Raw genomic sequence first — 23,295 nt, 5'->3', positions numbered from 1 at the left:
GAAGAGCATGCGGCCCTCGTACTCCCGGACGGTTGCCGAATGCGCAAACAGGACAGAATGGTGTGGCGTGCGTCACGTGGAGCCGGGAATCGGTGCCTGGAGTTGCGGTGACACGGCCCGGATCGTCACCGTTTCGGCGGTCTCGCAGGCTGGGTACTTGCGCGATCCGTCCCGCACGTGTGGACTACGGCCAACGCTTCGCGTACGCGCGTGGCTGATTCCCCGGGGGCGACCCCACCCGAAACATGATCAGGAGGCAACCCGTGAGCGCGACCGCGGACCACGCGGAGGAGCGGACGAACCCTGCCGCGAGGCTGGGGTTCCAGCCCGAGCAGGTGGTCCAGGAGATCGGCTACGACGACGATGTCGACCAGGAGCTCCGCGAGTCCATCGAGGAAGTCATCGGCAGCGATCTCGTCGACGAGGACTACGACGACGTGGCCGATGCCGTCGTGCTGTGGTTCCGAGACGACGACGGCGACCTGACGGATGTGCTGGTGGACGCCACCACGTACATCGAGGAAGGTGGCTCGATCCTGCTGCTGACGCCCAAGACCGGGCGGGACGGCTATGTGGAGCCCAGTGACATCTCGGAAGCCGCGACGACCGCGGGGTTGTCCGCGTCGAAGAGCGTCAGCGTCGGCAAGGACTGGAGCGGAAGCCGTCTGGTGACGCCGAAGGCGGCGAAGTCCGGCAAGAAATAGAGGTTCGCCCGAGAGCTCGGTGGGTTCTGCGCCGAAGCGGCCGCGGCGTCGTCGCGGCCGGTCGCGCAGTTCCCCGCGCCCCTGGACGGGTGCCCCTACAGGGCCCGTCCGGGGGCGCTCCGTTTTCCCGGCCGGTCACCTGCGTAGGCTGGGCCACCCGAACAGCCCCACGAAGGGACGCAGGAAATCATGGCGATCCAGGTCGGCGACAAGGCACCCGACTTCGAGCTCAAGGACAACCACGGCGCCACGGTGAAGCTCTCGGACTTCCGCGGTGAGAAGAACGTGGTGCTGCTCTTCTACCCGTTCGCCTTCACCGGGGTGTGCACGGGCGAGCTGTGCGAGCTGAGGGACAACCTGCCGAAGTTCGTCAACGACGACGTCCAGCTGCTGGCCGTGTCGAACGACTCCATCCACACCCTGCGGGTCTTCGCCGACCAGGAGCGGCTGGAGTACCCCCTGCTGTCGGACTTCTGGCCGCACGGCGAGGTCTCCCGCGCGTACGGCGTCTTCGACGCGGACAAGGGCTGCGCGGTGCGCGGGACGTTCATCATCGACAAGGAGGGCGTCGTCCGCTGGACGGTCGTCAACGCCCTGCCGGACGCCCGTGACCTGAACGAGTACGTCGCCGCGCTCGACACCCTGTGATTCTTCGGCTCCAAGCCCTGCGGTTCTCGGGAACCCCTCACTAGGATCGACACGTTGATCCGATACCAACGCACGACGGGGCTCCCCGCCCCTGACATCTATGGGAGGACTTCGTGGGAGTCAGCCTCAGCAAGGGCGGCAACGTATCGCTGACCAAGGAGGCCCCGGGCCTGACCGCGGTCATCGTCGGTCTGGGGTGGGACGTCCGCACCACGACCGGCACCGACTTCGACCTGGACGCCAGCGCACTGCTGCTGGACTCGTCGGGCAAGGTCGGCACCGACGCCAACTTCGTCTTCTTCAACAACCTCAAGAGCCCCGACGGCTCCGTGGAGCACACCGGTGACAACCTCACCGGTGAGGGCGAGGGCGACGACGAGCAGATCAAGGTCAACCTCGCGGGCGTCCCGGCGGAGATCGAGAAGATCGTCTTCCCCGTCTCCATCTACGACGCCGAGAACCGCCAGCAGTCCTTCGGCCAGGTGCGCAACGCGTTCATCCGCGTGGTGAACCAGGCCGGCGGCGCCGAGATCGCCCGTTACGACCTCTCCGAGGACGCCTCGACGGAGACCGCCATGGTCTTCGGCGAGCTGTACCGGCACGGCGCCGAGTGGAAGTTCCGCGCCATCGGCCAGGGGTACGCCTCGGGTCTGCGCGGTATCGCCCAGGACTTCGGTGTGAACGTCTGAGCCACCGGGGAAGAACCACCCGGCTCGACCGTCCGGCGCCGCTGTCCTCATCGACCGCGGCGCCGGACGCGCTCGTGCCACCACAACTGAACAACTGCGAAGCTCGACATCGGGGAGGACCAGCACCATGGGCGTCACGCTCGCCAAGGGAGGCAATGTCTCCCTCTCCAAGGCCGCGCCGAACCTCACTCAGGTGATGGTCGGGCTCGGCTGGGACGTCCGGACCACCACCGGAGCCCCTTTCGACCTCGACGCCAGCGCATTGCTGTGCCAGGGGGGCCGGGTGCTGGGGGACGAGTGGTTCGTCTTCTACAACAACCTGAAGAGCCCCGACGGCTCGGTGGAGCACACCGGTGACAACCTCACCGGTGAGGGGGACGGAGACGACGAGTCGATCATCATCGACCTCTCCAGAGTGCCCGCCACCGTCGACAAGATCGTGTTCCCGGTCTCCATCCATGACGCGGACAACCGCGGCCAGTCCTTCGGACAGGTCAGCAACGCCTTCATCCGTGTCGTCAACCAGCTCGACGGCCAGGAGCTGGCCCGTTACGACCTCTCGGAGGACGCCTCCACCGAAACCGCGATGATCTTCGGTGAGGTCTACCGCTACGGCGGGGAATGGAAGTTCCGCGCGGTCGGACAGGGGTACGCGTCGGGTCTGCGTGGTATTGCCCTGGATTTCGGGGTCAATGTGTCCTAGTGCCCTTCGGGAAGGGCCGCGCTATATGCGCAAAACCTGGGGCCTGGTGGGGGACGAGGGGCGCCCGACTAGACTTCGGCATCGAAGTCAATGTTTGGTAAAGCCGCGCGCGGCGCGGGGGAACCCCGTACACACACGATTGGGTAGCCAGTGGTTCTGAAAACCTTCGGCTGGTCGTTCGCGGTCACCGCGCTCGGCTTGGTCGCAGCGGTTCTCTACGGCGGATGGGCGGCCTTCGGCGTCGTCGCGATCCTTTCCGTCCTGGAGATCTCGCTGTCCTTCGACAACGCGGTGGTCAACGCCGGGATCCTGAAGAAGATGAATGCCTTCTGGCAGAAGATCTTCCTCACCATCGGCATCCTCATCGCCGTGTTCGGCATGCGTCTGATCTTCCCCGTCGTGATCGTCGCGGTCAGCGCGAAGCTGGGTCCGATCGAGGCCGTCGACCTGGCGCTCACCGACAAGGACCAGTACCAGCAGTACGTGACCGACGCCCACCCGTCGATCGCGGCCTTCGGCGGTATGTTCCTGCTGATGATCTTCCTCGACTTCATCTTCGAGGACCGGGACATCAAGTGGCTCGGTTGGCTGGAGCGCCCGCTGTCCAAGCTGGGCAAGATCGACATGCTGTCCGCCTGCATCGCGATGATCGTCCTGCTGATCACCTCGATGACCTTCGCGACCCACGCCCACCAGCACGGCGGCACCCATGTGGACAAGGCGCAGACCGTTCTGATCTCCGGTCTCGCGGGCCTCATCACCTATCTCGTCGTCGGCGGTCTCTCGAGCTTCTTCGAGAACCGGCTGGAGGAGGCGGAGGAGCGCGAGCACGAGGAGGAGGAGGCGGCGGAGCGCGCCGGCAAGCCGCGTTCGGCCGTCGCCCTCGCCGGCAAGGCCGCGTTCTTCATGTTCCTCTACCTGGAGGTCCTGGACGCGTCCTTCTCCTTCGACGGCGTGATCGGCGCGTTCGCCATCACCAACGACATCGTCCTGATGGCCCTCGGTCTGGGCATCGGCGCGATGTACGTCCGGTCGCTCACCGTCTACCTGGTCCGCCAGGGCACTCTCGACGACTACGTCTACCTGGAGCACGGCGCGCACTACGCGATCGGCGCCCTCGCCGCGATCCTGCTCATCACCATCCAGTACGAGATCAACGAGATCATCACCGGTCTCATCGGCGTCGTCCTGATCGGCTGGTCCTTCTGGTCCTCGGTGCGCCGCAACAAGGCGCTGGCGGCCGCGGAGGGAAAAGCTGAGGCCTCCAAGGAGGAGGTCTCGTCCGGGGTCTGACCCGTGGCCCGGTGCCGACCCGGAGGCCGGGACCGGTGTGACCGGTTCCGGAGTGTGACTGCCCTCCGGGTGAGGGAACGCTCTGAGCGGGGCGGCCGACGAGGACTCGTCCTCGTCGGCCGCCCCGCTGGTGGTTGACGCGACGACACGGCAGTTGTGGGGCGGGCATGAGTTTCCTGGACAACCTCTGGCGCGGGCGGCCCTCGGAGTTCGACGCGGGCAACGCGGCGACCAACGCGATCGAGCTGACCAAACGGCACCAGAAGGTGTCCCTCAGCAAGCAGGGCGCCGCCACCGGCCATCTGCGCGTCAACCTGTCCTGGCGGATGCGGACCTCCGACATCGGCGGACCCAGGCGGCAGAGCGTGCTCCGGCACCCCTTCAGGGCGCTCAAGCCGGAGGAGGTGGTGGCGCACAGCCAGAGCATGGTCAACGTCGACCTCGACCTCGGCTGCCTGTACGAACTGGCGGACGGGACGAAGGGGGTCGTGCAGCCGCTGGGCGGCTTCCTCGGGGACATCAACGACCCGCCGTACATGCGGCTCAGCGGCGACGACCGGTTCGGGTCGGGTTCCGGCGAGACCATGTACATCAACCTGGACCACCGGGACGACTTCAAGCGGATGCTCGTCTTCGTCTACATCTACGACCAGACGCCGGCGTTCGACCGTACGCACGCCGTCGTGACGCTGTACCCGAGCAACGGGCCCCGGATCGAGATCGGACTCGACGAGCGCCATCCGCAGGCCCGTTCGTGCGCGGTGGTGATGATCGAGAACGTCAAGGGGGAGATCATCGTGCGCCGTGAGGTGAAGTTCGTCTACGGGTTCCAGGCGGAGCTCGACCGCTTGTACGGGTGGGGCCTGCAGTGGGGGCGCGGCTTCAAGACCAAGGCCGAGCGCTGACCCGGGCCCCGGCGCCCCTCACGGGGCACCGGCGGTCACCGGCCGACGAACTGCGGGCCCTGCGGAGGCAGCCGGAAGTCTGGGTCCAGGCCCGCCCCCGTGGGCTGCGGGTAGCCGTAGGCCGGGGCGCCGGCGGTCGCGGGAGCCTGCTGGGTGTGCGGGTAGCCGTAGGCGGGCTGGGTCGGGGCCGCCGCCGGGGGGTAGCCGTACGCGGGCTGTGACGGCACTCCGGTGGTCGGCTGCTCCGGGGGGAGCGGGGCCGAGACCTCCGGTGCCGGGGGCTGGGCCGTGGCCGTCTGGTTCGCCGCGGCGGCCGCCGCCTCCGACTCGTCGACCGAGATGCCGAAGTCGGTGGCGAGGCCCTGGAGGCCGTTGGTGTACCCCTCGCCGAGGGCGCGGAACTTCCAGCCGCCGCCCCGGCGGTAGAGCTCGCCGCAGATGAGGGCGGTCTCCTCGCCGGTCTCCGGCTTGATGTCGAAGTACGCCAGCGGTTCCGCGTCGGAGACCGTGGCGTCGTACAGCAGGATGCGCAGGGAACGTACGCGGTCGAACGTGACGTCGTCGGCGGAGGCCACGAGGAGAATCTGGCCGACGGCGGACTCGACACCGGCCAGATCGGTCTGGATGGTGTCCGTGAGACCCTCGGCGACGCGCTTCTTGCCGAGCCGCCACACCTTGCCCGAGGGATGGCGTGGCTGGTTGTAGAACACGAAGTCCTCGTCGGACCGTACCCGTCCGTCGGGGCCGAGGAGCAGCGCCGAGGCGTCGACTTCCGGGGCACCCTGTCCGGGTGCCCAGCGCAGCACGGCGCGGACCGCCGTGGCTTCGATCGGGACGTTCGACCCCTTCAGCATCGCGTGCGTCATGGCGTTCATCCTGCCCTCTCGGTCCTGACCACGACAACGCGGGGGCGATGACGGGCCGGTCGGGTCGTCGAGCGGACGACATGGCCGGGTTACCGGAACTTCACGTCCGGAGGGAACTGAAGACACACATTTGTACGTACTATTACCGGCCACCTTCTTGACCGGCCGCCCAGCAGCCACGGGGGATCACCATGCGTCACTTCGGGCACATCGCCCCTGAGGAGCGTCAGCGTCTCTTCTTCCGCGAGCCGGGCGTCTTCACCGCCGACTCGCCGGCCCGCGTGCTCGCCGCCGCCCTCGGCGCCACGCTCTACAGCCCGGCGACCCGCGAACGGCTGGCCGACGACATCGTCAAGCAGGCCGGGCGCGGTGTGGTGTCCATGGTGCTGTGCCTGGAGGACTCCATCGACGACGCCGAGGTCGTGGGCGCCGAGGAGAACCTGGTCCGGCAGTTCGCCGACCTCGCCGCGCGACCCGACGCCGAGCTGCCCCTGCTGTTCGTCCGGGTCCGCTTCCCCGAGCAGATACCCGACCTCGTACGGCGGCTCGGCCCGGACGTACGGCTGCTGTCCGGATTCGTACTGCCCAAGTTCACCGAGGAGCGCGGCATCGCCTTCCTGGAGGCGCTGACCGCCGCCGAGGCCGCGAGCGGGCGGCGGCTGTTCGCGATGCCCGTGCTGGAATCGCCCGAGCTGATGTACCGCGAGACGCGCGTAGAGGCCCTCCAGGGCATCGCCCACACCGTCGACAAGTACCGCGACCGGGTCCTCGCCCTGCGCCTCGGCGTCACCGACTTCTGCTCCTCGTACGCGCTGCGCCGGGCACCGGACATGACCGCGTACGACGTCCAGATCGTCGCCTCCGTGATCGCGGACGTGGTGAACGTGCTGGGGCGGGCGGACGGCACCGGGTTCACGGTGACGGGACCCGTGTGGGAGTACTTCCGGGTCCAGGAGCGCATGTTCAAGCCGCAGCTGCGCACCAGCCCGTTCCTGGAGAACCGGGCCGGGCGGCTGCGCGAGACACTGATAGAGCACGCCCTGGACGGACTGCTGCGCGAGATCTCCCTCGACCAGGCCAACGGCCTGCTCGGCAAGACCTGCATCCACCCCTCGCATGTGCTGCCCGTGCACGCGCTGTCCGTGGTCAGCCACGAGGAGTACGGCGACGCCCAGGACATCCTGCGCCCCGAGCGGGGCGGCGGCGGCGTCCTGCGCTCCGCCTCCCGGAACAAGATGAACGAGGTCAAGCCGCACCGGGCCTGGGCTGAAAGGGTTCTGCAGCGGGCCGAGGTCTTCGGTGTGGCCAACGAGGACATCGGCTTCGTGGACCTGCTGGCCGCGGGACTGCCCGACTGAGGAGCCGCGCCGCCCGCGCCCGCCGTGGCCGCCCGCACCTGTCGTAACCGACGAAGGAATCGATGAACAACGCAGTGAACGACACGATCTGGTCCGGGACCTGGGTCGCCGAACGGCTCGGGGTCGAGCTGGTGGGTGACGACGAGCTGAGCGGTCTGCTGGGGCTCGCGCTGCGGCGCAACCCCAAGCGGGCGCATCTGCTGGTGTCGAACGTGCTCGGCAAGCACGTGCCGCAGTCACCGGCCGTCGTGTACGGGCACGGGGTCACCCTGGGCCGCCGGGTGCGGGAGCTGCTGGGGGCCGACGGGGCGCGGGCCGCGGTCGTCCTCGGGTACGCCGAGACCGCGACCGGGCTCGGCCACTCCGTCGCGGACGGGCTCGGCGACGCGCCCTGCCTCCACTCCACCCGGCGGCCCGTCGAGGGCGTCGCACGGGCCGGCGGCTTCGAGGAGTCCCACTCCCACGCGACGTCGCACCTCCTGCTGCCGGAGGACCCGGAACTGCTCGCCGGGGCCGGGCCGCTGGTCCTCGTCGACGACGAGTTCTCCACCGGCAACACGGTCCTCAACACCATCCGCGCGCTGCACGAGCGGTACCCGCGCGAGCGGTACGTCGTCGTGGCGCTCGTCGACATGCGGTCGCCCGAGGACCAGGGGCGGCTCGACGCGTTCGCCCGGGAGATCGGGGCGCGCGTCGATCTGGTGACCGCGGCCAAGGGGACCGTGCGGCTGCCGGAGGCGGTGCTGGAGAAGGGGCAGGCGCTGGTCGCCGAGCACGAGGGGGCGCCCGCGGTCCCGGTGTGCGCGGGGTGGATCGGCCGGGTGGAGCTGGGCTGGCCCGACGGGGTGCCCGACGGCGGACGCCACGGGTTCACCCCCGCGCACCGGAAGCGGCTGGAGGCCGCGCTGCCGGGGATGGCCGCACGGCTCGCCCGGGCCCTGCCCGAAGGGGCCCGACGGGTGCTCGTGCTCGGCTTCGAGGAGCTGATGTACGCGCCGCTGCGGCTGGCGACGGAGCTGGAGCGGCTGGCCGACGGGGTGGAGATACGGTTCTCCACCACCACGAGGTCGCCCGTGCTGGCCGTCGACGACCCCGGCTACGCCATACGCAGCCGCATCGTCTTCCCCGCCCACGACGCGCCCGCGGACGGGCCGGGGGAGCGGTACGCCTACAACGTGGCCGGGGGCGGCTTCGACGCGGTGATCGCCGTCGTCGACTCGGCCGCCGACACGGCCGCGCTCCACGCCCACGACGGCCTGACGGCCGCGCTGGCCGCCCACACCCCGACCGTCCTCCTCGCCGTCGTCCCGTCCTACGTCCCGCAGGCCCGGCCCCACCGGGACACGCCGCCGGGGCGGACAGCCGTCGCGCCGGAGGAGAACAAGTCCGTCCCCGACGTCACCGAAAGGCCCTTCATGCTGCCCGAGCCCCTGCGCGGCCCCGACTTCTCCTCCTATGCGGCCGAGGAGGTCGGGTGGCTGTTGCAGGATCTTTCCGGGGTGACCCTGGAGGCGCCGACCGAGGAGCGGGAGGAGGCCATCCAGAGCGGCGGGGCGCACTACGCCGAGTCGTTGCCCGTCGAGTACCAGCCGAGTGAGCAGTACCAGGCCCTCTTCCACAGCGCCCTGGACGCGTCGGCCGAGCGGATCGCCGTGGCCGTCGGGGCCGTGACCGAGACCGTGCTGGCGGAGCGGTCCCCGCGTCCCGTCCTCGTGTCGCTCGCCCGCGCCGGCACGCCCGTCGGCGTGCTGATGCGGCGGTGGGCGCGGCAGCGGCACGGCGTCGAACTGCCCCACTACGCCGTCTCGATCGTGCGGGGACGCGGCATCGACGCCAACGCGCTGCGCTGGCTGGCCGCCCACCACGACCCGGCGGACGTCGTGTTCGTCGACGGCTGGACCGGCAAGGGCGCGATCACTCGTGAACTGGCCGCCGCGATCGAGGAGTTCGAGGCCGCCGAGGGCATCACCGGCTTCGACCCGGAGATCGCGGTGCTCGCCGACCCGGGCTCCTGCGTCCGCACCTACGGCACCCGCGAGGACTTCCTCATCCCGTCGGCCTGCCTCAACTCGACCGTCTCCGGGCTGATATCGCGGACCGTGCTGCGCGCGGACCTCGTCGGACCGGACGACTTCCACGGCGCCAAGTTCTACCGGGAGCTGGCCGGCGCCGATGTGTCCGTGGAGTTCCTGGACGCCGTCTCGGCCCGCTTCGCCGACGTCGTCGACGCGGTCGACGCCCGCACCAAGGAACTGCTGTCCGCCGACCGCACCCCCACCTGGGAGGGCTGGGCGGCCGTCGAGCGGATCAGCGAGGAGTACGGGATCCACGACGTCAACCTGGTCAAGCCCGGTGTCGGGGAGACCACCCGGGTGCTGCTGCGCCGGGTACCGTGGAAGATCCTCGCGCGGGCCGGGGCGGGCGCGGACCTCGACCACGTACGCCTGCTCGCCGGACAGAGAGGGGTACCGGTGGAAGAGGTGGCGGAACTGCCGTACACCTGTGTGGGATTGATCCACCCCAAGTACACCCGGGGCGCGACCGGTGCCGACGGCAAGGCGGTGGCGGTCTGATGCCCGGCCCCCGCGTTCTCGTCGCCAGCGATCTCGACCGTACGCTCATCTACTCGGCCGCCGCGCTCGCGCTGACCATGCCGGACGCGCGGGCGCCCCGGCTGCTCACCGTCGAGGTGCACGAGAGCAAACCGCTCTCGTATCTGACCGAGACGTCGGCACGGCTGCTCACCGAGCTGGGGGACGCGGCGGTGTTCGTGCCGACGACCACCCGCACCCGCAAGCAGTACCAGCGCATCAACCTGCCGGGACCCGCGCCGACGTACGCGATCTGTGCGAACGGCGGGCATCTGCTGGTGGACGGGGTCTCCGACCCCGACTGGTACGCCGGCGTGACCGCGCGGCTCGCGGACGAGTGCGCGCCGCTGGGCGAGGTCCAGGACCATCTGGCCGCCACCGCCGACCCGTCCTGGGTGCGCAAGCACCGGGTCGCCGAGGACCTCTTCGCCTATCTCGTCGTCGAGCGTGAGCTGCTGCCCGAGGAATGGGTGAAGGGGCTCGCGGTGTGGGCGGAGAACCGGGGCTGGACGGTGTCGCTGCAGGGGCGGAAGCTCTACGCGGTGCCGAAGCCGCTGACGAAGAGCGCCGCGATGCGGGAGGTCGCGCGGCGGACCGGGGCGGAGCTGACGGTGGCGGCGGGGGACTCGTTGCTCGACGCGGACCTGCTGCTGGCGGCGGACCGCGCCTGGCGGCCGGGGCACGGGGAGCTGGCGGAGGCGGGGTGGTCGGGGCCGGCGATCACGGCTCTGCCGGAGCGGGGGGTCCTGGCGGGGGAGCGGATTCTCCGGGAGTTCCTGCGGGCCGCGCGGGAAGGGTGACGCCGGGGCCGGTGACCGTGGCGTGATCCTCCGGTCCGGTCAGGGGGCGGGGGTGCTGTGGTCAGCGGGCCGCCGGTCGTCGGTGGTCGAGCGCGCGGTTCCCCGCGCCGCCCTGACGCCGCCCCTTCGCAGGAGGCGGAGCAACGCGAAGGCCAGCACGGCCAGCGCCGCGCTCGCCAGCACGATCTTCGAGTACGCCGAGACGATCGCCGTCACCTCGGTCCACCGGGCACCCAGGAAGTAGCCGGCCAGGACGAAGACCGTGTTCCAGATCGCGCTGCCCAGGGTGGTCAGGAGGGTGAAGGCGGGCAGGGGCATGCGTTCCACGCCGGCCGGTACGGAGATCAGGCTGCGGAAGACCGGGATCATCCGGCCGAAGAAGATCGCCTTGGTGCCGTGCCTGAGGAACCACGCCTCCGTCCGCTCGATGTCGGAGACCTTGACGAGGGGCAGCTTCGCGGCGATCGCCACGGTGCGGTCGCGGCCCAGGAGGGCGCCCACGCCGTAGAGGGCGAGGGCGCCGACGACGGAGCCCGCCGTGGTCCACAGGAGCGCGGCCCAGAGGTCCATCCGGCCGGTGCTCGCGGCGAAGCCGGCCAGGGGGAGGATGACCTCGCTGGGGATCGGCGGGAAGAGGTTCTCCAGGGCGACGGCCAGACCGGCCCCCGGTGCGCCCAGGAGGTCCATCAGGCCTATGATCCACAGGGGCGCGCCGCTCATCGACTCCGCTTGCATGGCTGTCATGGGGGCACGCTAGGGGAACGAAGCTGAAGGGAGCCTGAGGTGCGGATGAACGCTCCCGGGCCGGGGGCCGTTGAACCCGGTGTGATCAACCGCAGCATCCGCCGCCGCAGCATCCTCCGCCCCCGCCTCCGCCCGCCCGGGGCGCAGGAGCGGGAGCGGCGGCCGAGCCGCCGACCGCGACCGTCGACAGAAGCTTGACCGTGTCCTGATGACCCGAGGGGCAGTCCGCGGGAGCGGACGACTCCGCCATCGGCCGACTCAGTTCGAAGGTGTCGCCGCAGGTACGGCAGCGGTATTCGTAGCGAGGCATGTGCTCAGGCTAACCGGCGGCGGCACGTCGCCAGGGAGTCTCGTTTTCGACTGGTCGGTCACACTGGCCGGATTTTCATGCTGCCGACCGGGGCGGTTGTGAAAGTGACTGATAATTTGTGGTCGCTGTGTGGAGACCGGACGGCCGGGTGACCGGGGGGCCGGGAGCTCACAGCCGCGGGTGTGGCGGCTGTGACTGTTCACGCGGGCGATGCCAAATGGGGAGGGGGGACAGTCATGACCGCTGTCCTGTGTCGATCGGGAGCCACGTCCCCCGGTCGGTATGTCGCCGTGGGCGGGCGAAGGGTTGCCGCGCTCCGACGAATAGTCGCCGCGCAGCACATGAGCCGCCCCCACGCCGGAGCGTGCCATGGGCAGTGCTGAAGGAGAGGGCCGTATGCGCCGCCGACGTGGAGCGGCACAGGGGCCGGAGGAGCAGCGGCTCCCGGAGTCAGAGTTCACCATGGAGCTGAAGGCCCCGCCCCCGCCGGCGGACGAGACCATGCAGCTGCGGGTGCTGGATCCGGGCACGCTCGAGCCCCGGCCCGAGCAGCCGGAGCCCGGCAGGCGGAGCAGGCGCAAGGCGCCCAGGCCGTCGGTCCGGGCCAGATTCCTGGCCGCCGTGGGCCCGCGTCTCGCCCCCTTCGCCCCGTACGCCCGCCGAATACGCCCGCAGTACCCGCGTCCCGGTCGTACCGACTGGCGTCGCTGGGTGCCGTCCTGGCGGCAGTCGCTGGGCGCCGGGGGGCTGGCCGTGGGGCTCAGCACCATGCTGCTGACCATCGCCTACGCCGCCACGGACATACCGGAGGACCTCAACACCTTCGCCACCCAGCAGGACAACGTGTACTTCTGGTCCGACGGCACGCCCATGGCCCGCACCGGCTGGGTACGCCGCCAGGCCATGCCGCTGAAGGACGTCCCCGAGGACGTGCGCTGGGCGGTCCTCGCGGCGGAGAACGCGAGCTTCTACTCCGACCCCGGCATATCCGTCAGCGGTATCACCCGGGCCCTGGTGCGCACCGTGGGCGAGGGTGACACCCAGGGCGGCTCGACGATCACCCAGCAGTACGTCAAGAACGTCTATCTGACCCAGGACCGCTCGATCGGCCGGAAGTTCGACGAGGCGATGCTCGCCCTCAAGCTCGACAACCAGATGAGCAAGGACGAGATCCTGGAGGGCTACCTCAACACCAGCTGGTTCGGCCGCGGCACCTACGGCATACAGCGGGCCGCCCAGGCCTACTACGCCAAGGACGTCAGCGAGCTGAACGCGAGCGAGGCCGCCTTCCTCGCCTCCCTGCTCAAGGGCGCCGGCCTGTACGACCCCGCCCTCAGCCGGTCCAACCACGCCCGGGCCGTGGAACGCTGGGAGTGGATCCTGGACCGGATGGTGGAGATAGGCAAGCTCTCCAAGTCGGAACGCGACGGATACCGGAAGTTCCCCGAACCGCTGAAGCAGTCCAACCAGTACGACACCGGCAAGCAGAGCGACTACCTGGTGGAGCTGGCCGCCCAGTACGCGAAGAAGGCCGCGAAGATACCGGACCAGGAGTTCGACCGGGGCGGCTACCAGATCTACACGACCTTCGACCGCAAGCGGCAGACCGAGCTGACCGCCGCCGTCACCAAGGCCCGCAAGGGCGTCGCCGAGGACAGCCCCAAGAAGGCCAAGGCCGCCCACTTCGGAGCCTCCTCCGTCGCCGCCGACGGACGCATCCTCGCCGTCTACGGCGGCCCCGACCACCGCAGACAGGGCTACAACGAGTCCAACGCGACCACGGTCCCGTCCGGCTCCGCCTTCCTGCCGTTCGTCTACGCCGCGGCCCTGGAACACGGCGTCGTCAAGGAACGCGACGGGGAGGCGACACCTGTCACCCCGGAGACGCTCTACAACGGCGACGACGATCTCGTCATCACCACCCCCGAGGGTCCCTACTGGGACCGGAACGGCAAGCGGGTCCGCGCCCGCAACGACGGCGAGCGGTCCTACGGCCAGATCACCCTGCACGACGCGCTCGCCAAGTCGGTGAACTCCCCGTTCATGCAGCTCGGCATGGACACCGGCCTGGACAAGGTGCGCGACACCGCCGAGGCGGCCGGAATCCTGTCGTCCAGCTTCGGGGCACAGGTGCCCGCCATGGCCGTCGGCAGCGCCACCCCCAGCGCGATCCGCATGGCCAGCGGCTACAGCACGTTCGCCGCGCAGGGCCGGCACACCGAGCCGTACTCGGTGCGGAAGATCACCCACAACGGATCCAAGGTCGAGATGTCCACACCCAAGCCGAAGCGGGCGGTGGGCGGCGAGGTGGCCCGGCAGGTCACCGAGGCGCTCACGGACGCCTTCCGCAGCGACCACCCCACCTCGCCCGGCGCCGCGTCCTTCGAGGTGGCGGGCAAGGGCGGGACGACCCAGGACGACAAGGCCGCCTGGTACGTGGGCACCGCGGAGAAGGTGTCGACCGCGGTGGTCGTGTACCGGATCGACCTGTCCAAGAGCCTGGAGCCGCTGCGGCTCGACGGCATCGCCGGAGCCCCCGGCTCCGGCGTGCCCTACGACATCTGGTCCCGTGCGATGAGCGTCGGCTGACGCCCGATGAGCACCCGACCCGCCACCCTCGCAGAATGAGCCGCACATGAAGCCTGGCAGCAAGTCACCCAAGGGCCGCCGCCGCAAAGCACGTCCGTCCCGCCGCACCACCCGGCCGCAGTTCCTGACCCTGGCCGCGCTGCTCGTCGTCGCCTCCCTCGTCGGCGGCTACCTGGTGCTGAACCGCACGGCCAGTACCGCGCCGACCGCGTCGTCCTCCGGCGGCGGTGACAGCAAGGACGCCTCGGTCAAGGGCTCCGCCGAACCGAAGTGGGACGGGAAGACGAAGGTCGTCGGGGACGGTTCGACGTCCTACACCGGCCCGCAGAAGGGGCAGCTGAAGGCCGTACCGCTCAAGCCGGGCGAGAAGCCCCCGCAGTTCGTGGTGTTCTCCTGGGACGGCGCCCTGGCCGGCGACGACAACCTCTTCCAGCACTACCGGGAGATGTCGAAGCGGTACGACGCCCACATGACGTTCTTCCTCACCGGCATCTACCTGCTGCCCAAGGAGAAGAAGAACCTCTACGACCCGCCGCAGCACGACAAGGGCTCCGCCGCGATCAGCTACCCCACCGACGACCACATCCGCACCACCATCGAGGAACTCGGCGCGGCCTGGCGCGAAGGCCACGAGATAGGCACCCACTTCAACGGTCACTTCTGCGGCGAGAAGGGCGGCGGCGACTGGAGCGTCGCGGAGTGGAAGCAGGAGATCGAGGAGTTCAACTCGTTCCTGGAGAACTGGAAGACCAACACCGGGTACACCGACATGGACCCGCTGCCCTTCGACGTCAAGGCGGTCACCGGCGGCCGCGCGCCCTGCCTGGAGGGCCAGAAGAACCTGATGAAGGCGGCCAAGGGCTTCGGATACCGCTACGACGCCAGCTCTCCCGGCGCCTTCCAGGTGTGGCCCGCGAAGAAGGACGGGATCTGGGACTTCCCGCTGCAGATGCTCCCGTTCAACGACGACTACCAGGCGCTGTCGATGGACTTCAACTTCCTCTACAACCAGTCGGACGGCCAGACCCAGGGTGATCCGGCCAACTACCCGGCCTGGCAGCAGGAGACCATCGACACCTACATGTCCGGCTTCAACCGCGTCTACTACGGCAGCCGGGCACCCCTGTTCATAGGCAACCACTTCGAGCAGTGGAACGGCGGCATCTACATGAACGCCGTCGACGAGATCATCAAGAACGTCTGCCCCAAGAAGGACGTGAAGTGCGTGTCCTTCCAGGAGCTGGCCGACTGGATGGACGTCCAGAAGCCGTCGACCCTGGCGAACCTGCGCAACCTGGACCCCGGTCAGTCGCCGGACTGGGCGACAGTGGTCAAGTAGTCTGCCCGCTCATCGACTTGTTATTCCCCCCGGCCTTACTCCACTTGAGGAGGTCATGTAAAGATTCGGTCCCCGGGTACGACCAACTCGGGGGCAAGGAGAATGCAGTGAGATCAAGGACGTTGAGCCTCGCAGGCTCGACCGTCGCGGCGGCCGTACTGGCCACCGCGCTGCTGCCCATGACGGCCGCGCAGGCCGCCGGGTCGACGCCCAAGGTGACGCAGGCGACCAAGGACGCGTTCGGCCGGGTCGCGGACAACGTGCTCACCGACCGTACGGCCGTGCTGGTCGGCGGTGGGGCAGCCCGCAAGTCGCTGAAGCCCACCGGGGGCGTCAAGCTGTCCAGCGCCCAGAAGAAGGTCGAGGACGGCAAGCTGAACGCCCTGCGCGCCACCAAGGCGCGTCTGGCGGCGCTGGGCGAGGCCTACACCTCGGCCGACACTCGGGTCACCGTCGACAGCACCAAGGCCAAGGGCGCGAAGGCCACGGTCAAGGTCACCGAGCGGACGACCCTGAAGTACAAGAAGATACGCGGCGACGAGCCCGCCTCCACCGGCTTCGAGGCGCACCACCAGCTCACCTTCACGGCGTCCGGTGGCACGTGGCAGCTGACCGCCATGAAGTCCACGGACGGCGGCGCCCAGCGCATCAACGACCCCGTCGCCGCGGCGGCGGACGCCAAGCTGAGCCGTACGCCCATGGCCGTCCACCAGGCTCCCAAGGCCGCCACCAGCTGGCCCGCTCCCGCCGCGCCGAAGACGATCAACGGCGGGAAGTACAACTACCCGGCGATGGCGGCGTACACCGAGAAGTACTGGAAGAACTACAACCCGGCGTACCGCAAGTACAACTCGCTGGGCGGCGACTGCACCAACTACCTCAGCCAGGGCCTCCTGGCGGGCGGCTGGCAGCAGATCTCCAAGGTGACGCCCGAGGAGTACGACACCTGGTACTACGCCTCGAACGGTACGGCCGACGCGTGGATCGGGGTCAACGAGTGGTCCTGGTTCACCCAGACCGCCAAGCGCACCACGCCGCTCGCGAACGTCTACCAGATGGACATCGGTGACGTCCTCCAGGTCGACTTCAACCGGGACGGCGACAAGGACCACTCGATGATGACGACCTTCCGCAGCGCCAGCGGTGTCCCGTACCTGACGTACCACGACGCGGACACCTACCGCCGCTCGGTGGCGAGCATCATCGCCTCGTACCCGACCGCGAACTACTACGCGTACCGCACCTGAGCCGTCGACGCACCGCCGGTCCTCTCAGGAGCCGGTGCCGGCGCCCTCTCCGTCCTCGGTGAGGGCGTCGGCCCTTTTCCGCCCGGCCTCCTCGATCTCGGCCCGCAGACGGTTCTCCCGCTCCGCCTGCGCCGGGTGGCGGGCCCGCCAGTACGGGCTCTCGTGCGGCAGCGCCGAGCCGACTCTGCCGTACATCCCGAACGTCATCAGCAGGATGCCGACGACAAAGCTGAACAGGACGTTCGGCATGCGGAAGGCGAGGAAGTTGGCGTCGGTGTCCAGCAGGGCCATGTTGCCGAAGCCGCTCAGGATGAACAGGACGCCCAGCGTCATGTTCAGCGTGGAGGCGAAGTTGCCGCCGATCACCATGCCGGCGAGCAGCAGCAGTCCCACGGCGATCGACAGGACACTCAGCGTGCCGTTGGTGTTCAGCCCCGCGACCTCGTCCCCGCGGGTGTCGAACCAGCCGACCTTGTCGATGAGCCCGAGGATGCCGAAGACGAGCAGGAAGAGGCCCATCAGGCCGGCCCCGAACCGGTAGACCCGGCTCAGCCGGTGGTCGACGGGCAGATGCTCGTCGAGCCGGATCCGCCGCCGGGGACCCGCGTGCTTGCCCTGGGGCCGCAGAGAGTGCGTGGCATGCGTGGCCATGTCCGCCTCCTAGGCGTGAGCGGAGGCATGCGTACCCCTTCAGCATCCGCCGGGGCGTCCCGGCGGGCAAACCGGCCCCGCCCGTCAGGCCCCGGCGCCGCGTTCCCTGCGGATCTGGTCGACCACCCGGGACACGGTCTGCCGTACGGCCTCCGTCTCGGTCAGGAAGTGCCAGTAGTCCGGGTGCCGGCCCTCCAGTGTGGCGACCGCCCGGTCCAGCCGGGCCACCGAGTCGTCGAGGGGACGGGCGTGCCGGGGATCGGGGGTGGAGCGGCCCGCCATGGCGAGTCGCTGCGCGTCACGGATGGCGAACCGGGTGCGGTCGATCTCCTGCCGGGGGTCCTTCTGCACCGCGTTCAGCTGCCGCAGCCGGTCGCCGGCCGCCGAGACCGCCTCGTCGGTCCGGTTCAGCAGCGCCCGTACGGTCGACAGCAGCGCCGTCGCGTCCGGCCAGCGCTGCGCGTCGCGCGCGGCCCGTGCCTCGCGCAGCTTGAGCCGGGCCTGCTCGACATCGGCCGCTGCCTCGTCCGGCACCTGCTGGAGGTCCTGCCAGCAGGCCGCCACGAACCGCCGCCGCAGCTCGCTCAGGACGTGCGGCACCTGCTCCGCCCGGGTGCCCAGTGCCTCGGCGCGGGTCCGCAGCGACACCAGCCGGTGGTCGATCTCGGCGGCCTTCTCCGGCAGCCGCTCGGCCTCCGCCCGCACCGTCTCCGCCTCCCGCACGACCCGGTCGGCGCGCTCCAGCGTCTCTCCCACGCCGTGCCGGCCCGCCCCCTGGTTGAGCTTGGTCAGCTCGGGCGCGAGCGCGGCGAGCCGGGCGGCGAGGTCGTCCGCCTTCAGCCCCGACTCCCGCACGGCGTCCAGGGCGTGGGAGGCGGCGAGCAGGCCCTGCCGGGCGCGCTCCACGGCGGGGGCGAGCCGGGCCAGCTGGGTCTCGGCCTTGCCGAGCAGCGGGCCGAGCCCCTGGGCGAAGCGGTCCAGCTCCTGCTTGACCCGGCCCAGCTCGTCCTTGGCGGCGGTCAGCTCGGTCCGGGCGCGGGCGGCGGCGGACGCCTCCAGGTCGTCCCGGTCCAGATCATGGGCGTCGACGGCGGCGATGTACCGGCCGCTGACCTCGTCGATCCGCCGGCCCAGCGCCTCGAAGTCGGAGACGGCCCGGCGGGCGGCGGGCGAGTCGTCCACCGCCGTGATGGTCTCCATCGAGATCCGCAGATCGCGCTGTGCGGTGTCCAGCTCGTAGAACGCGGCCGCCGCCGCGTCCTTCGCCGCCTGGGCCTCGGCCCGCTGGCCCTCCGCGCGCCCCCCGAACCACCGCCGGGTCCCGCCCCCGGCGAACGCGGCGGGCAGCACCAGCGCGGCGACCAGGGGGAGGCCGAGGAGCAGGAGGGAGTCGCCCGCGGCGGAGCGCCGAGGTACGGGGCCGGCGGCTTGTCGTGGTGCACGGCTGTGGGGTTCTCGTGCGCTGGGCACAATCGGCGTGTACGGCTCTGCTGGTGTCGCCGTCACATCCCTCTCCCCGTGCTGTCATCCGTCCTGACCGGTGCCATTCTCCCACCGGTCAGGGACGAAAACACGGGCCGATCGGTTCAGGGACGAAATCACGGGGGTGGGGCGACGGCCCCGGGGCGACCGGTGAGCGGTTCGCCGCGAGGTCGGCTCAGCCGGCGTTCCGCACGGTGACCGAGCCGTCCTCGGTGTGGGCCTTCACCACATGGGTGCTGCCGGAGTCACGGGGCACGGACACGTTCACCGAACCGTCGTCGCTCCCGGTCGTCACCCGGTACGAGGCTTCGCGGGGCAACCCGATGGTGATGGAGCCGTCGTCGCTGCGGGACTCCACCAGGTCGGGCACCGCGCCGAGTTCGAGCTTGACCGAGCCGTCCTTCGTGCTGGCGCGGACGCTGCGCGACTCGATGCCGAGCGCGTGCACCGAGCCGTCGTCGCTGTGCATCTCCAGCGGGCCGCTGCTGTCGCTGACCCGCACCGCCCCGTCGGCGGTCCGGATCTTCAGCGACCGGGCGAACCCCTTCGCGCGCACGCTCCCGTCCCCGTCCTCCACGACGACGGCCACCCCGCGCGGCACCTCGATACGGTGCCTGGCGGAGCAGTCCGCGACGATGCCGGAGCACTTCAGCCGCAGCTTCAGCCGGTCGTCCTTCATCTCCCACGTCACCCGCGGGTCCCCGCCGACCACGACCCGCCCCTCGAACCACCGGGTCACCTCGACCGCGTCCACGTCCGCCGCGACCAGGTCCAGCGCCGAGTCGTCCGAGTCGACGGTGAGGGTACGGCCCTCCAGGGCGAAGGCCCGGTGCTCCGGCTCCCGGTCGTCCCCGGCGTCCGCCCCGCACGCGGCGACGGACGCCATGAGCGCGACGGCGAGCCCGGCGACGGCCCACGTCCCCCTGCGCGACCTGCTTGACCTGCGAGCCGTACGAGCCATGACGATCTCCCCCTGGGGCCGGTCCGTCCTGTGTCGCCGGCATCCGCCGAGCGTGCTACGACCGTAGGGAGCCGGGGTCTTCGGGGGGATCCGGGCCGCTCCCGGATCGGGGGTGGGGATAACCCCCGGCTGCCGGTTTGCGGGGCACGGCTCATGGCAATGTAGGCTGTCGACTCGTACTCGGGTGCGTAGCTCAGGGGTAGAGCGCCTGCCTTACAAGCAGGATGTCGGCGGTTCGAAACCGTCCGCGCCCACCGATCGGCCGGATGGTCCGAGCCCTGCGACGGCCCCTCGAAGAACTCTTCGAGGGGCCGTTTCGCTGCTCGGGGTCCGCGGGGTGTCCCCGCGTCAGTCCCAGCCGCCGAGAAGGCCGGCGTTGGCCTGCGCGTGGCAGATGTTGTAGTCGCCGGACGCGTGAGCCTTCTCGGTGTGCCCGTCGACGGTGACCGAGCAGTTGATGTCTCCGGAGCCCTGGAGCTGGGCCATCACCGTGTAGTACAGGGCGTCGTCGTCCAGGGGAAGGGTGGCGGTGAACTTGCCGTCCTTCCACGTACCGGCCCGGCTGTCGCTGTCGGAGCCGTAGGTGATGTCGAGCGGGCCGAGCACGCCGTCGGGGGCGGTGCCCCACACTTTGAAGGTGACGACCTGCTTCTTCGGCTTGGCGGGCTTCTCGGCCTTCTCGGGCTTCTCGGACTTCGGGGCCTTGCTGGGCCCGGGGTCGGCCGCGGGCGCGTCGTCCTTCTTCTTTTCGGCCTCGGTGCCCTTGTCGTCCTCGGCCCCGACCGTCGTGCCCTTGCTGGTGCTGCTGGAGTCCCCTCCGGCCATCGCGCCGATGGCGCCGAGGATGACGAAGAGGACGACGACGCCGAGGCAGCCGAGTCCGACGATCATGCCGACGGGCGTCTTCTTCGGCGGCGGAGGCGGTGTCAGGCCCCGTCCTCCGGGGGCTCCTCCGTCGTCTCGCGCGCGTGCTTCAACAGGCTGCGGGCCGCGACGCGTTCCTCCGCGGCCACCTCCGCCCAGAAGCGGTGGCAGCTGACGAACACCGCCAGTTCGCGTTCGCGCTCGCGGAGCTTCTCGACCTCGGCCTGCTCGTCGGGTGTCCAGCCGGGTGAGGCGGGGCGCTCGATCTGCCGCCAGCCCTTGTCGTCGCTGAAACCGTCCAGGGGCTCGACGGACCAGGGCAGTCGCTTCAACAGTGCCAGGAGCTCGGCCCGGACCTGATGCAGCTCCTCCTGGCCGGCGAGGAGGTCACTGGGGAAGTCATAGGTCTTAGCCACACGGCAATGCTACGCCTGTTCGATTTTGTGATGCGAGTTCCGTGGGCGACTTCGGGGGCGGCGCCACGCGAACGAGTGACAGGACGGGCCGGGGGCTGAAGATCGTCCTCCCCTGTGGCGGCCTCACCCAAGCTTCCCCTTGGGTCTCTTGGGTATCTTCGCCTTCATGACCCTCGATGATCTGCGTGTCTTCGTCGCCGTGTGCCGGGCCGGGAGTCTCAGTGCGGTGGCCCGGGAGCTGGGCTGCACGCAGTCGGCGGTGAGCCAGCATGTGCGGCGGCTGGAGCGCGAGGTGGGGGTCGGACTGGTGGAACGGCAGGCCCGCGGGGTGGTGCCCACGAGGGCCGGGCGGGTGCTCCAGGAGGCCGCGGCCGAGGGGATCACCGGGCTCGATCTCGCCCTGCGGCGGCTCGCCGAGATGGTCCGGGGCGACGGCGGCGTCGTGCGGATCGCCACCGGCGGCACGACCGTGCGGCACTTCATGGCGCAGGGCATCGTCGACTTCCGGCGGTCGTACCCGGACGTGGGCCTGGAGTTCCAGACCGTGCGGTCGAGCGCCGGGTGTGTCGAGGCGCTGGGCGATCCCGCGCGCGACCTCGACCTGTCGTGGGTGACCCTCGGGCCCGCCGTCCGCGGCATCGAACAGCGGGCCGTCGTGGAACTCCCCTGGGTACTCGCCGTACGCGCCGACGACGAACTCGCCGGGCGGGAGCGGATCGACGCGGGGGAGCTGGACGGGATGCGGCTCATCGGGCTGCCGGAGAACTCCACCTCGTACGCCCATCTGGACGCCGCCTACAGGGAGTTGGGCATAAAGACCGGCCCTTCCGGTGCCGGGGTCGCCGACTGGGACACCGCGATCCTGCTCACCGAACTCGGCGTCGGCCACGCCGTCGTCCCCGCCCTGCCCGGCTGGACCGGCCCCGGCCACCCCGGCCTGCGGTTCGTCCCGGTGCCCGATCTGCCGCCGCTGACCGTCGGCTGGGCGGTACGGCGGTGGGACGCGCTCTCGCCCCCCGCCCGGGCGTTCGCGGACACGGTCGCCCGGCACGCGGTGCGGGTGGGAGGGGCGGTGCGGCCGGCCTCCGAGGGGTGAGGAGCGAGAGCTGAACGGCCGGAGGTGAGCGGCAGGGTCGCGGCGGTGCGGGGGCGGCGGGCTCAGTGGCCCGCCGCCCTCAGGTCCGCCACCACCCTCGCCGCCACCGGGGCCGGTACGTCGTGGCGTTCCGCGGCGCGGAGCAGTGCGCCGCCGATCGCCTCCAGTTCGAGCGGGCGGCCGGACTCGGCGTCGCGCTGCATCGACGACTTGGTGCCGGGCGGAAAGGCGTCGTAGCGGCGTACGGCCTCGGCCGGGTCCACGGGCGCGCCTACAGCCGCGCTGACCGCCGCCGTCTCCTCGACCAGGGCGGTCAGCTCCTCGCGGTGGCGGGTGCGGATCTCGCCCAGGGGCAGGCCGTAGCGGGTCGTCAGCAGGGCGAACGGGGCCAGGAACGACATCTTCGCCCACAGCACCGCCGTCTCGCCGGGCAGGACGCGGGTGCCGATGCCGGACCATTCCAGGGCTCCGGCAAGGGAGTTGAGGCGGTCGCGGGGGGCCGTGTCGCCGGTCAGGTCCACCTCCGCGAAGGTGCTGCCGTGTTCGATGACGCCCGGGGCGACGCGGGTGGACTCGACGCGGATGGTGGCCGGGGCGATGTGGGCGGTTTCCCCGTAGTGGGCGCGCAGGGCCGCCGGGTGTTCGACGCCGTTCAGGAACGGGACGACGAGGGTGCCGGGGGCCAGGGATCTCGCCGGGAGGCGGTCGAGGGCCGGGCCGAGGGTGGTGTGCTTCACGGTGAGGAGGGCCGCGTCGACCGGTTCGCGCAGTTCGGCGGCGGTCTCCACGCGGGCGGTGAAGTCGCCGAAGCGTGAACTGGTGACGCTGATGCCGTCCTTGTCCAGGGCACGGGCGGTCTCGTCCCCGGCCAGGCAGATGACGCGGTTGCCCGCGCGGGAGAGGAGCGCGGCGAGCAGGCCGCCCACGCCGCCGGGGCCGAGCACCGCCACGGTGAGCCGTTCGTTCGTCGACATGTTCCCCTCGTTCCTGTGTCGTCTCGTCGGTCGGGCGGCCGCCTCCGTGATGATCACAAGGGGGG

Annotated in this window: 22 protein-coding genes and 1 tRNA gene; 14 read left to right on the top strand and 9 right to left on the bottom strand. The window is 70.5% G+C overall.

Features of this window, described 5'->3' with window-relative positions; all coding sequences use genetic code 11:
- The first annotated feature begins 263 nt into the window (after positions 1–263).
- From AC067N_RS17965 to AC067N_RS17940, 6 genes are all read left to right on the top strand, one after another.
- Positions 264–704, top strand: coding sequence for a DUF3052 domain-containing protein (locus tag AC067N_RS17965; protein WP_055520217.1), 441 nt, complete (start codon positions 264–266; stop codon positions 702–704).
- Between the two features lie 189 nt (positions 705–893).
- Positions 894–1,352, top strand: coding sequence for a peroxiredoxin (locus AC067N_RS17960; RefSeq protein ID WP_468075654.1), 459 nt, complete (start codon positions 894–896; stop codon positions 1,350–1,352).
- 113 nt (positions 1,353–1,465) lie between these two features.
- Positions 1,466–2,041 carry a TerD family protein gene (locus AC067N_RS17955; protein ID WP_468075656.1) on the top strand — a complete coding sequence of 192 codons (576 nt, stop codon included), beginning with the start codon at positions 1,466–1,468 and terminating at the stop codon, positions 2,039–2,041.
- A gap of 127 nt (positions 2,042–2,168) precedes the next feature.
- Positions 2,169–2,744 (top strand): TerD family protein, encoded by a 576-nt coding sequence (locus AC067N_RS17950; protein WP_478679849.1) that lies wholly within the window; start codon positions 2,169–2,171, stop codon positions 2,742–2,744.
- A 150-nt stretch (positions 2,745–2,894) separates the two neighbouring features.
- Positions 2,895–4,037, top strand: a complete 1,143-nt coding sequence (locus tag AC067N_RS17945) for a DUF475 domain-containing protein (RefSeq protein WP_478679848.1) — start codon at positions 2,895–2,897, stop codon at positions 4,035–4,037.
- A 167-nt stretch (positions 4,038–4,204) separates the two neighbouring features.
- Complete coding sequence (locus AC067N_RS17940; RefSeq protein ID WP_478679847.1) at positions 4,205–4,942, top strand: TerD family protein; 738 nt, start codon at positions 4,205–4,207, stop codon at positions 4,940–4,942.
- A gap of 35 nt (positions 4,943–4,977) precedes the next feature.
- Here AC067N_RS17940 and AC067N_RS17935 read toward each other — a convergent pair whose 3' ends face one another.
- A complete protein-coding gene (locus AC067N_RS17935) occupies positions 4,978–5,808 on the bottom strand; it encodes a TerD family protein (RefSeq protein WP_478679846.1) in 831 nt (276 codons plus the stop codon).
- A 191-nt stretch (positions 5,809–5,999) separates the two neighbouring features.
- Between AC067N_RS17935 and AC067N_RS17930 the strand changes: the two genes are divergently transcribed.
- The 3 genes from AC067N_RS17930 to AC067N_RS17920 all read left to right on the top strand — a co-directional run bounded on the left by AC067N_RS17930 (position 6,000) and on the right by AC067N_RS17920 (position 10,557).
- Entirely contained in the window at positions 6,000–7,166 is a 1,167-nt protein-coding gene (locus AC067N_RS17930; RefSeq protein ID WP_478679845.1) for an HpcH/HpaI aldolase/citrate lyase family protein, read from the top strand.
- Between the two features lie 62 nt (positions 7,167–7,228).
- Positions 7,229–9,739: a phosphoribosyltransferase gene (locus AC067N_RS17925; RefSeq protein ID WP_478679844.1), complete on the top strand. Its 2,511-nt coding sequence runs from the start codon at positions 7,229–7,231 to the stop codon at positions 9,737–9,739.
- Complete coding sequence (locus AC067N_RS17920; protein ID WP_478679843.1) at positions 9,739–10,557, top strand: HAD family hydrolase; 819 nt, start codon at positions 9,739–9,741, stop codon at positions 10,555–10,557. Before AC067N_RS17925 ends, AC067N_RS17920 begins: the two co-directional genes overlap by 1 nt.
- Positions 10,558–10,596: 39 nt before the next feature.
- Here AC067N_RS17920 and AC067N_RS17915 read toward each other — a convergent pair whose 3' ends face one another.
- Both AC067N_RS17915 and AC067N_RS17910 read right to left on the bottom strand, forming a co-directional pair.
- Positions 10,597–11,292: a DedA family protein gene (locus tag AC067N_RS17915; protein WP_478680110.1), complete on the bottom strand. Its 696-nt coding sequence runs from the start codon at positions 11,290–11,292 to the stop codon at positions 10,597–10,599.
- A gap of 94 nt (positions 11,293–11,386) precedes the next feature.
- Positions 11,387–11,611 carry an FmdB family zinc ribbon protein gene (locus tag AC067N_RS17910; protein ID WP_478679842.1) on the bottom strand — a complete coding sequence of 75 codons (225 nt, stop codon included), beginning with the start codon at positions 11,609–11,611 and terminating at the stop codon, positions 11,387–11,389.
- 462 nt (positions 11,612–12,073) lie between these two features.
- On the opposite strand from AC067N_RS17910, the gene AC067N_RS17905 reads away from it, so the two are divergent.
- The 3 genes from AC067N_RS17905 (at position 12,074) to AC067N_RS17895 (ending at position 16,786) form a co-directional block, all read left to right on the top strand.
- Positions 12,074–14,200: a transglycosylase domain-containing protein gene (locus AC067N_RS17905; RefSeq protein ID WP_478680109.1), complete on the top strand. Its 2,127-nt coding sequence runs from the start codon at positions 12,074–12,076 to the stop codon at positions 14,198–14,200.
- A gap of 46 nt (positions 14,201–14,246) precedes the next feature.
- Complete coding sequence (locus AC067N_RS17900; RefSeq protein WP_478679841.1) at positions 14,247–15,539, top strand: polysaccharide deacetylase family protein; 1,293 nt, start codon at positions 14,247–14,249, stop codon at positions 15,537–15,539.
- A 107-nt stretch (positions 15,540–15,646) separates the two neighbouring features.
- Positions 15,647–16,786, top strand: coding sequence for an amidase domain-containing protein (locus AC067N_RS17895; RefSeq protein ID WP_478679840.1), 1,140 nt, complete (start codon positions 15,647–15,649; stop codon positions 16,784–16,786).
- A gap of 24 nt (positions 16,787–16,810) precedes the next feature.
- Here AC067N_RS17895 and AC067N_RS17890 read toward each other — a convergent pair whose 3' ends face one another.
- The 3 genes from AC067N_RS17890 to AC067N_RS17880 all read right to left on the bottom strand — a co-directional run bounded on the left by AC067N_RS17890 (position 16,811) and on the right by AC067N_RS17880 (position 19,880).
- Complete coding sequence (locus tag AC067N_RS17890; RefSeq protein ID WP_478679839.1) at positions 16,811–17,437, bottom strand: DUF4383 domain-containing protein; 627 nt, start codon at positions 17,435–17,437, stop codon at positions 16,811–16,813.
- Positions 17,438–17,521: 84 nt separating this feature from the next.
- Positions 17,522–18,943 carry a hypothetical protein gene (locus tag AC067N_RS17885; protein ID WP_478679838.1) on the bottom strand — a complete coding sequence of 474 codons (1,422 nt, stop codon included), beginning with the start codon at positions 18,941–18,943 and terminating at the stop codon, positions 17,522–17,524.
- 151 nt (positions 18,944–19,094) lie between these two features.
- Positions 19,095–19,880, bottom strand: a complete 786-nt coding sequence (locus AC067N_RS17880; RefSeq protein ID WP_478679837.1) for a DUF4097 family beta strand repeat-containing protein — start codon at positions 19,878–19,880, stop codon at positions 19,095–19,097.
- Between the two features lie 182 nt (positions 19,881–20,062).
- Between AC067N_RS17880 and AC067N_RS17875 the strand changes: the two genes are divergently transcribed.
- Positions 20,063–20,134: transfer RNA gene (locus AC067N_RS17875), tRNA-Val, on the top strand.
- Between the two features lie 94 nt (positions 20,135–20,228).
- On the opposite strand, the gene AC067N_RS17870 is transcribed toward AC067N_RS17875, so the two are convergent.
- Positions 20,229–20,771, bottom strand: coding sequence for a hypothetical protein (locus AC067N_RS17870; RefSeq protein ID WP_478679836.1), 543 nt, complete (start codon positions 20,769–20,771; stop codon positions 20,229–20,231).
- Between the two features lie 35 nt (positions 20,772–20,806).
- Entirely contained in the window at positions 20,807–21,160 is a 354-nt protein-coding gene (locus AC067N_RS17865; RefSeq protein ID WP_478679835.1) for a hypothetical protein, read from the bottom strand.
- 166 nt (positions 21,161–21,326) lie between these two features.
- Between AC067N_RS17865 and AC067N_RS17860 the strand changes: the two genes are divergently transcribed.
- Positions 21,327–22,256 carry a LysR family transcriptional regulator gene (locus tag AC067N_RS17860; RefSeq protein ID WP_478679834.1) on the top strand — a complete coding sequence of 310 codons (930 nt, stop codon included), beginning with the start codon at positions 21,327–21,329 and terminating at the stop codon, positions 22,254–22,256.
- Positions 22,257–22,318: 62 nt separating this feature from the next.
- Here the strand turns inward: AC067N_RS17860 and AC067N_RS17855 are convergent, their stop codons facing one another.
- Positions 22,319–23,230, bottom strand: coding sequence for a ketopantoate reductase family protein (locus AC067N_RS17855; protein WP_478679833.1), 912 nt, complete (start codon positions 23,228–23,230; stop codon positions 22,319–22,321).
- Positions 23,231–23,295: the final 65 nt, after the last annotated feature.

It is taken from the genome of Streptomyces sp. NPDC042364, assembly GCF_056437585.1.
Note: the sequence above shows the minus strand (reverse complement) of the source record. Positions and strands in the feature narration are given on the sequence as shown.

Coding starts and splice junctions, on each gene's coding strand:
- AC067N_RS17960 (WP_468075654.1), top strand. CDS start 894: ATGGCGATCCAGGTCGGCGACAAGGCACCCGACTTCGAGCTCAAGGAC.
- AC067N_RS17950 (WP_478679849.1), top strand. CDS start 2,169: ATGGGCGTCACGCTCGCCAAGGGAGGCAATGTCTCCCTCTCCAAGGCC.
- AC067N_RS17940 (WP_478679847.1), top strand. CDS start 4,205: ATGAGTTTCCTGGACAACCTCTGGCGCGGGCGGCCCTCGGAGTTCGAC.
- AC067N_RS17935 (WP_478679846.1), bottom strand. CDS start 5,808: ATGACGCACGCGATGCTGAAGGGGTCGAACGTCCCGATCGAAGCCACG.
- AC067N_RS17930 (WP_478679845.1), top strand. CDS start 6,000: ATGCGTCACTTCGGGCACATCGCCCCTGAGGAGCGTCAGCGTCTCTTC.
- AC067N_RS17925 (WP_478679844.1), top strand. CDS start 7,229: ATGAACAACGCAGTGAACGACACGATCTGGTCCGGGACCTGGGTCGCC.
- AC067N_RS17920 (WP_478679843.1), top strand. CDS start 9,739: ATGCCCGGCCCCCGCGTTCTCGTCGCCAGCGATCTCGACCGTACGCTC.
- AC067N_RS17915 (WP_478680110.1), bottom strand. CDS start 11,292: ATGCAAGCGGAGTCGATGAGCGGCGCGCCCCTGTGGATCATAGGCCTG.
- AC067N_RS17910 (WP_478679842.1), bottom strand. CDS start 11,611: ATGCCTCGCTACGAATACCGCTGCCGTACCTGCGGCGACACCTTCGAA.
- AC067N_RS17905 (WP_478680109.1), top strand. CDS start 12,074: ATGGAGCTGAAGGCCCCGCCCCCGCCGGCGGACGAGACCATGCAGCTG.
- AC067N_RS17900 (WP_478679841.1), top strand. CDS start 14,247: ATGAAGCCTGGCAGCAAGTCACCCAAGGGCCGCCGCCGCAAAGCACGT.
- AC067N_RS17890 (WP_478679839.1), bottom strand. CDS start 17,437: ATGGCCACGCATGCCACGCACTCTCTGCGGCCCCAGGGCAAGCACGCG.
- AC067N_RS17880 (WP_478679837.1), bottom strand. CDS start 19,880: ATGGCTCGTACGGCTCGCAGGTCAAGCAGGTCGCGCAGGGGGACGTGG.
- AC067N_RS17870 (WP_478679836.1), bottom strand. CDS start 20,771: ATGATCGTCGGACTCGGCTGCCTCGGCGTCGTCGTCCTCTTCGTCATC.
- AC067N_RS17860 (WP_478679834.1), top strand. CDS start 21,327: ATGACCCTCGATGATCTGCGTGTCTTCGTCGCCGTGTGCCGGGCCGGG.
- AC067N_RS17855 (WP_478679833.1), bottom strand. CDS start 23,230: ATGTCGACGAACGAACGGCTCACCGTGGCGGTGCTCGGCCCCGGCGGC.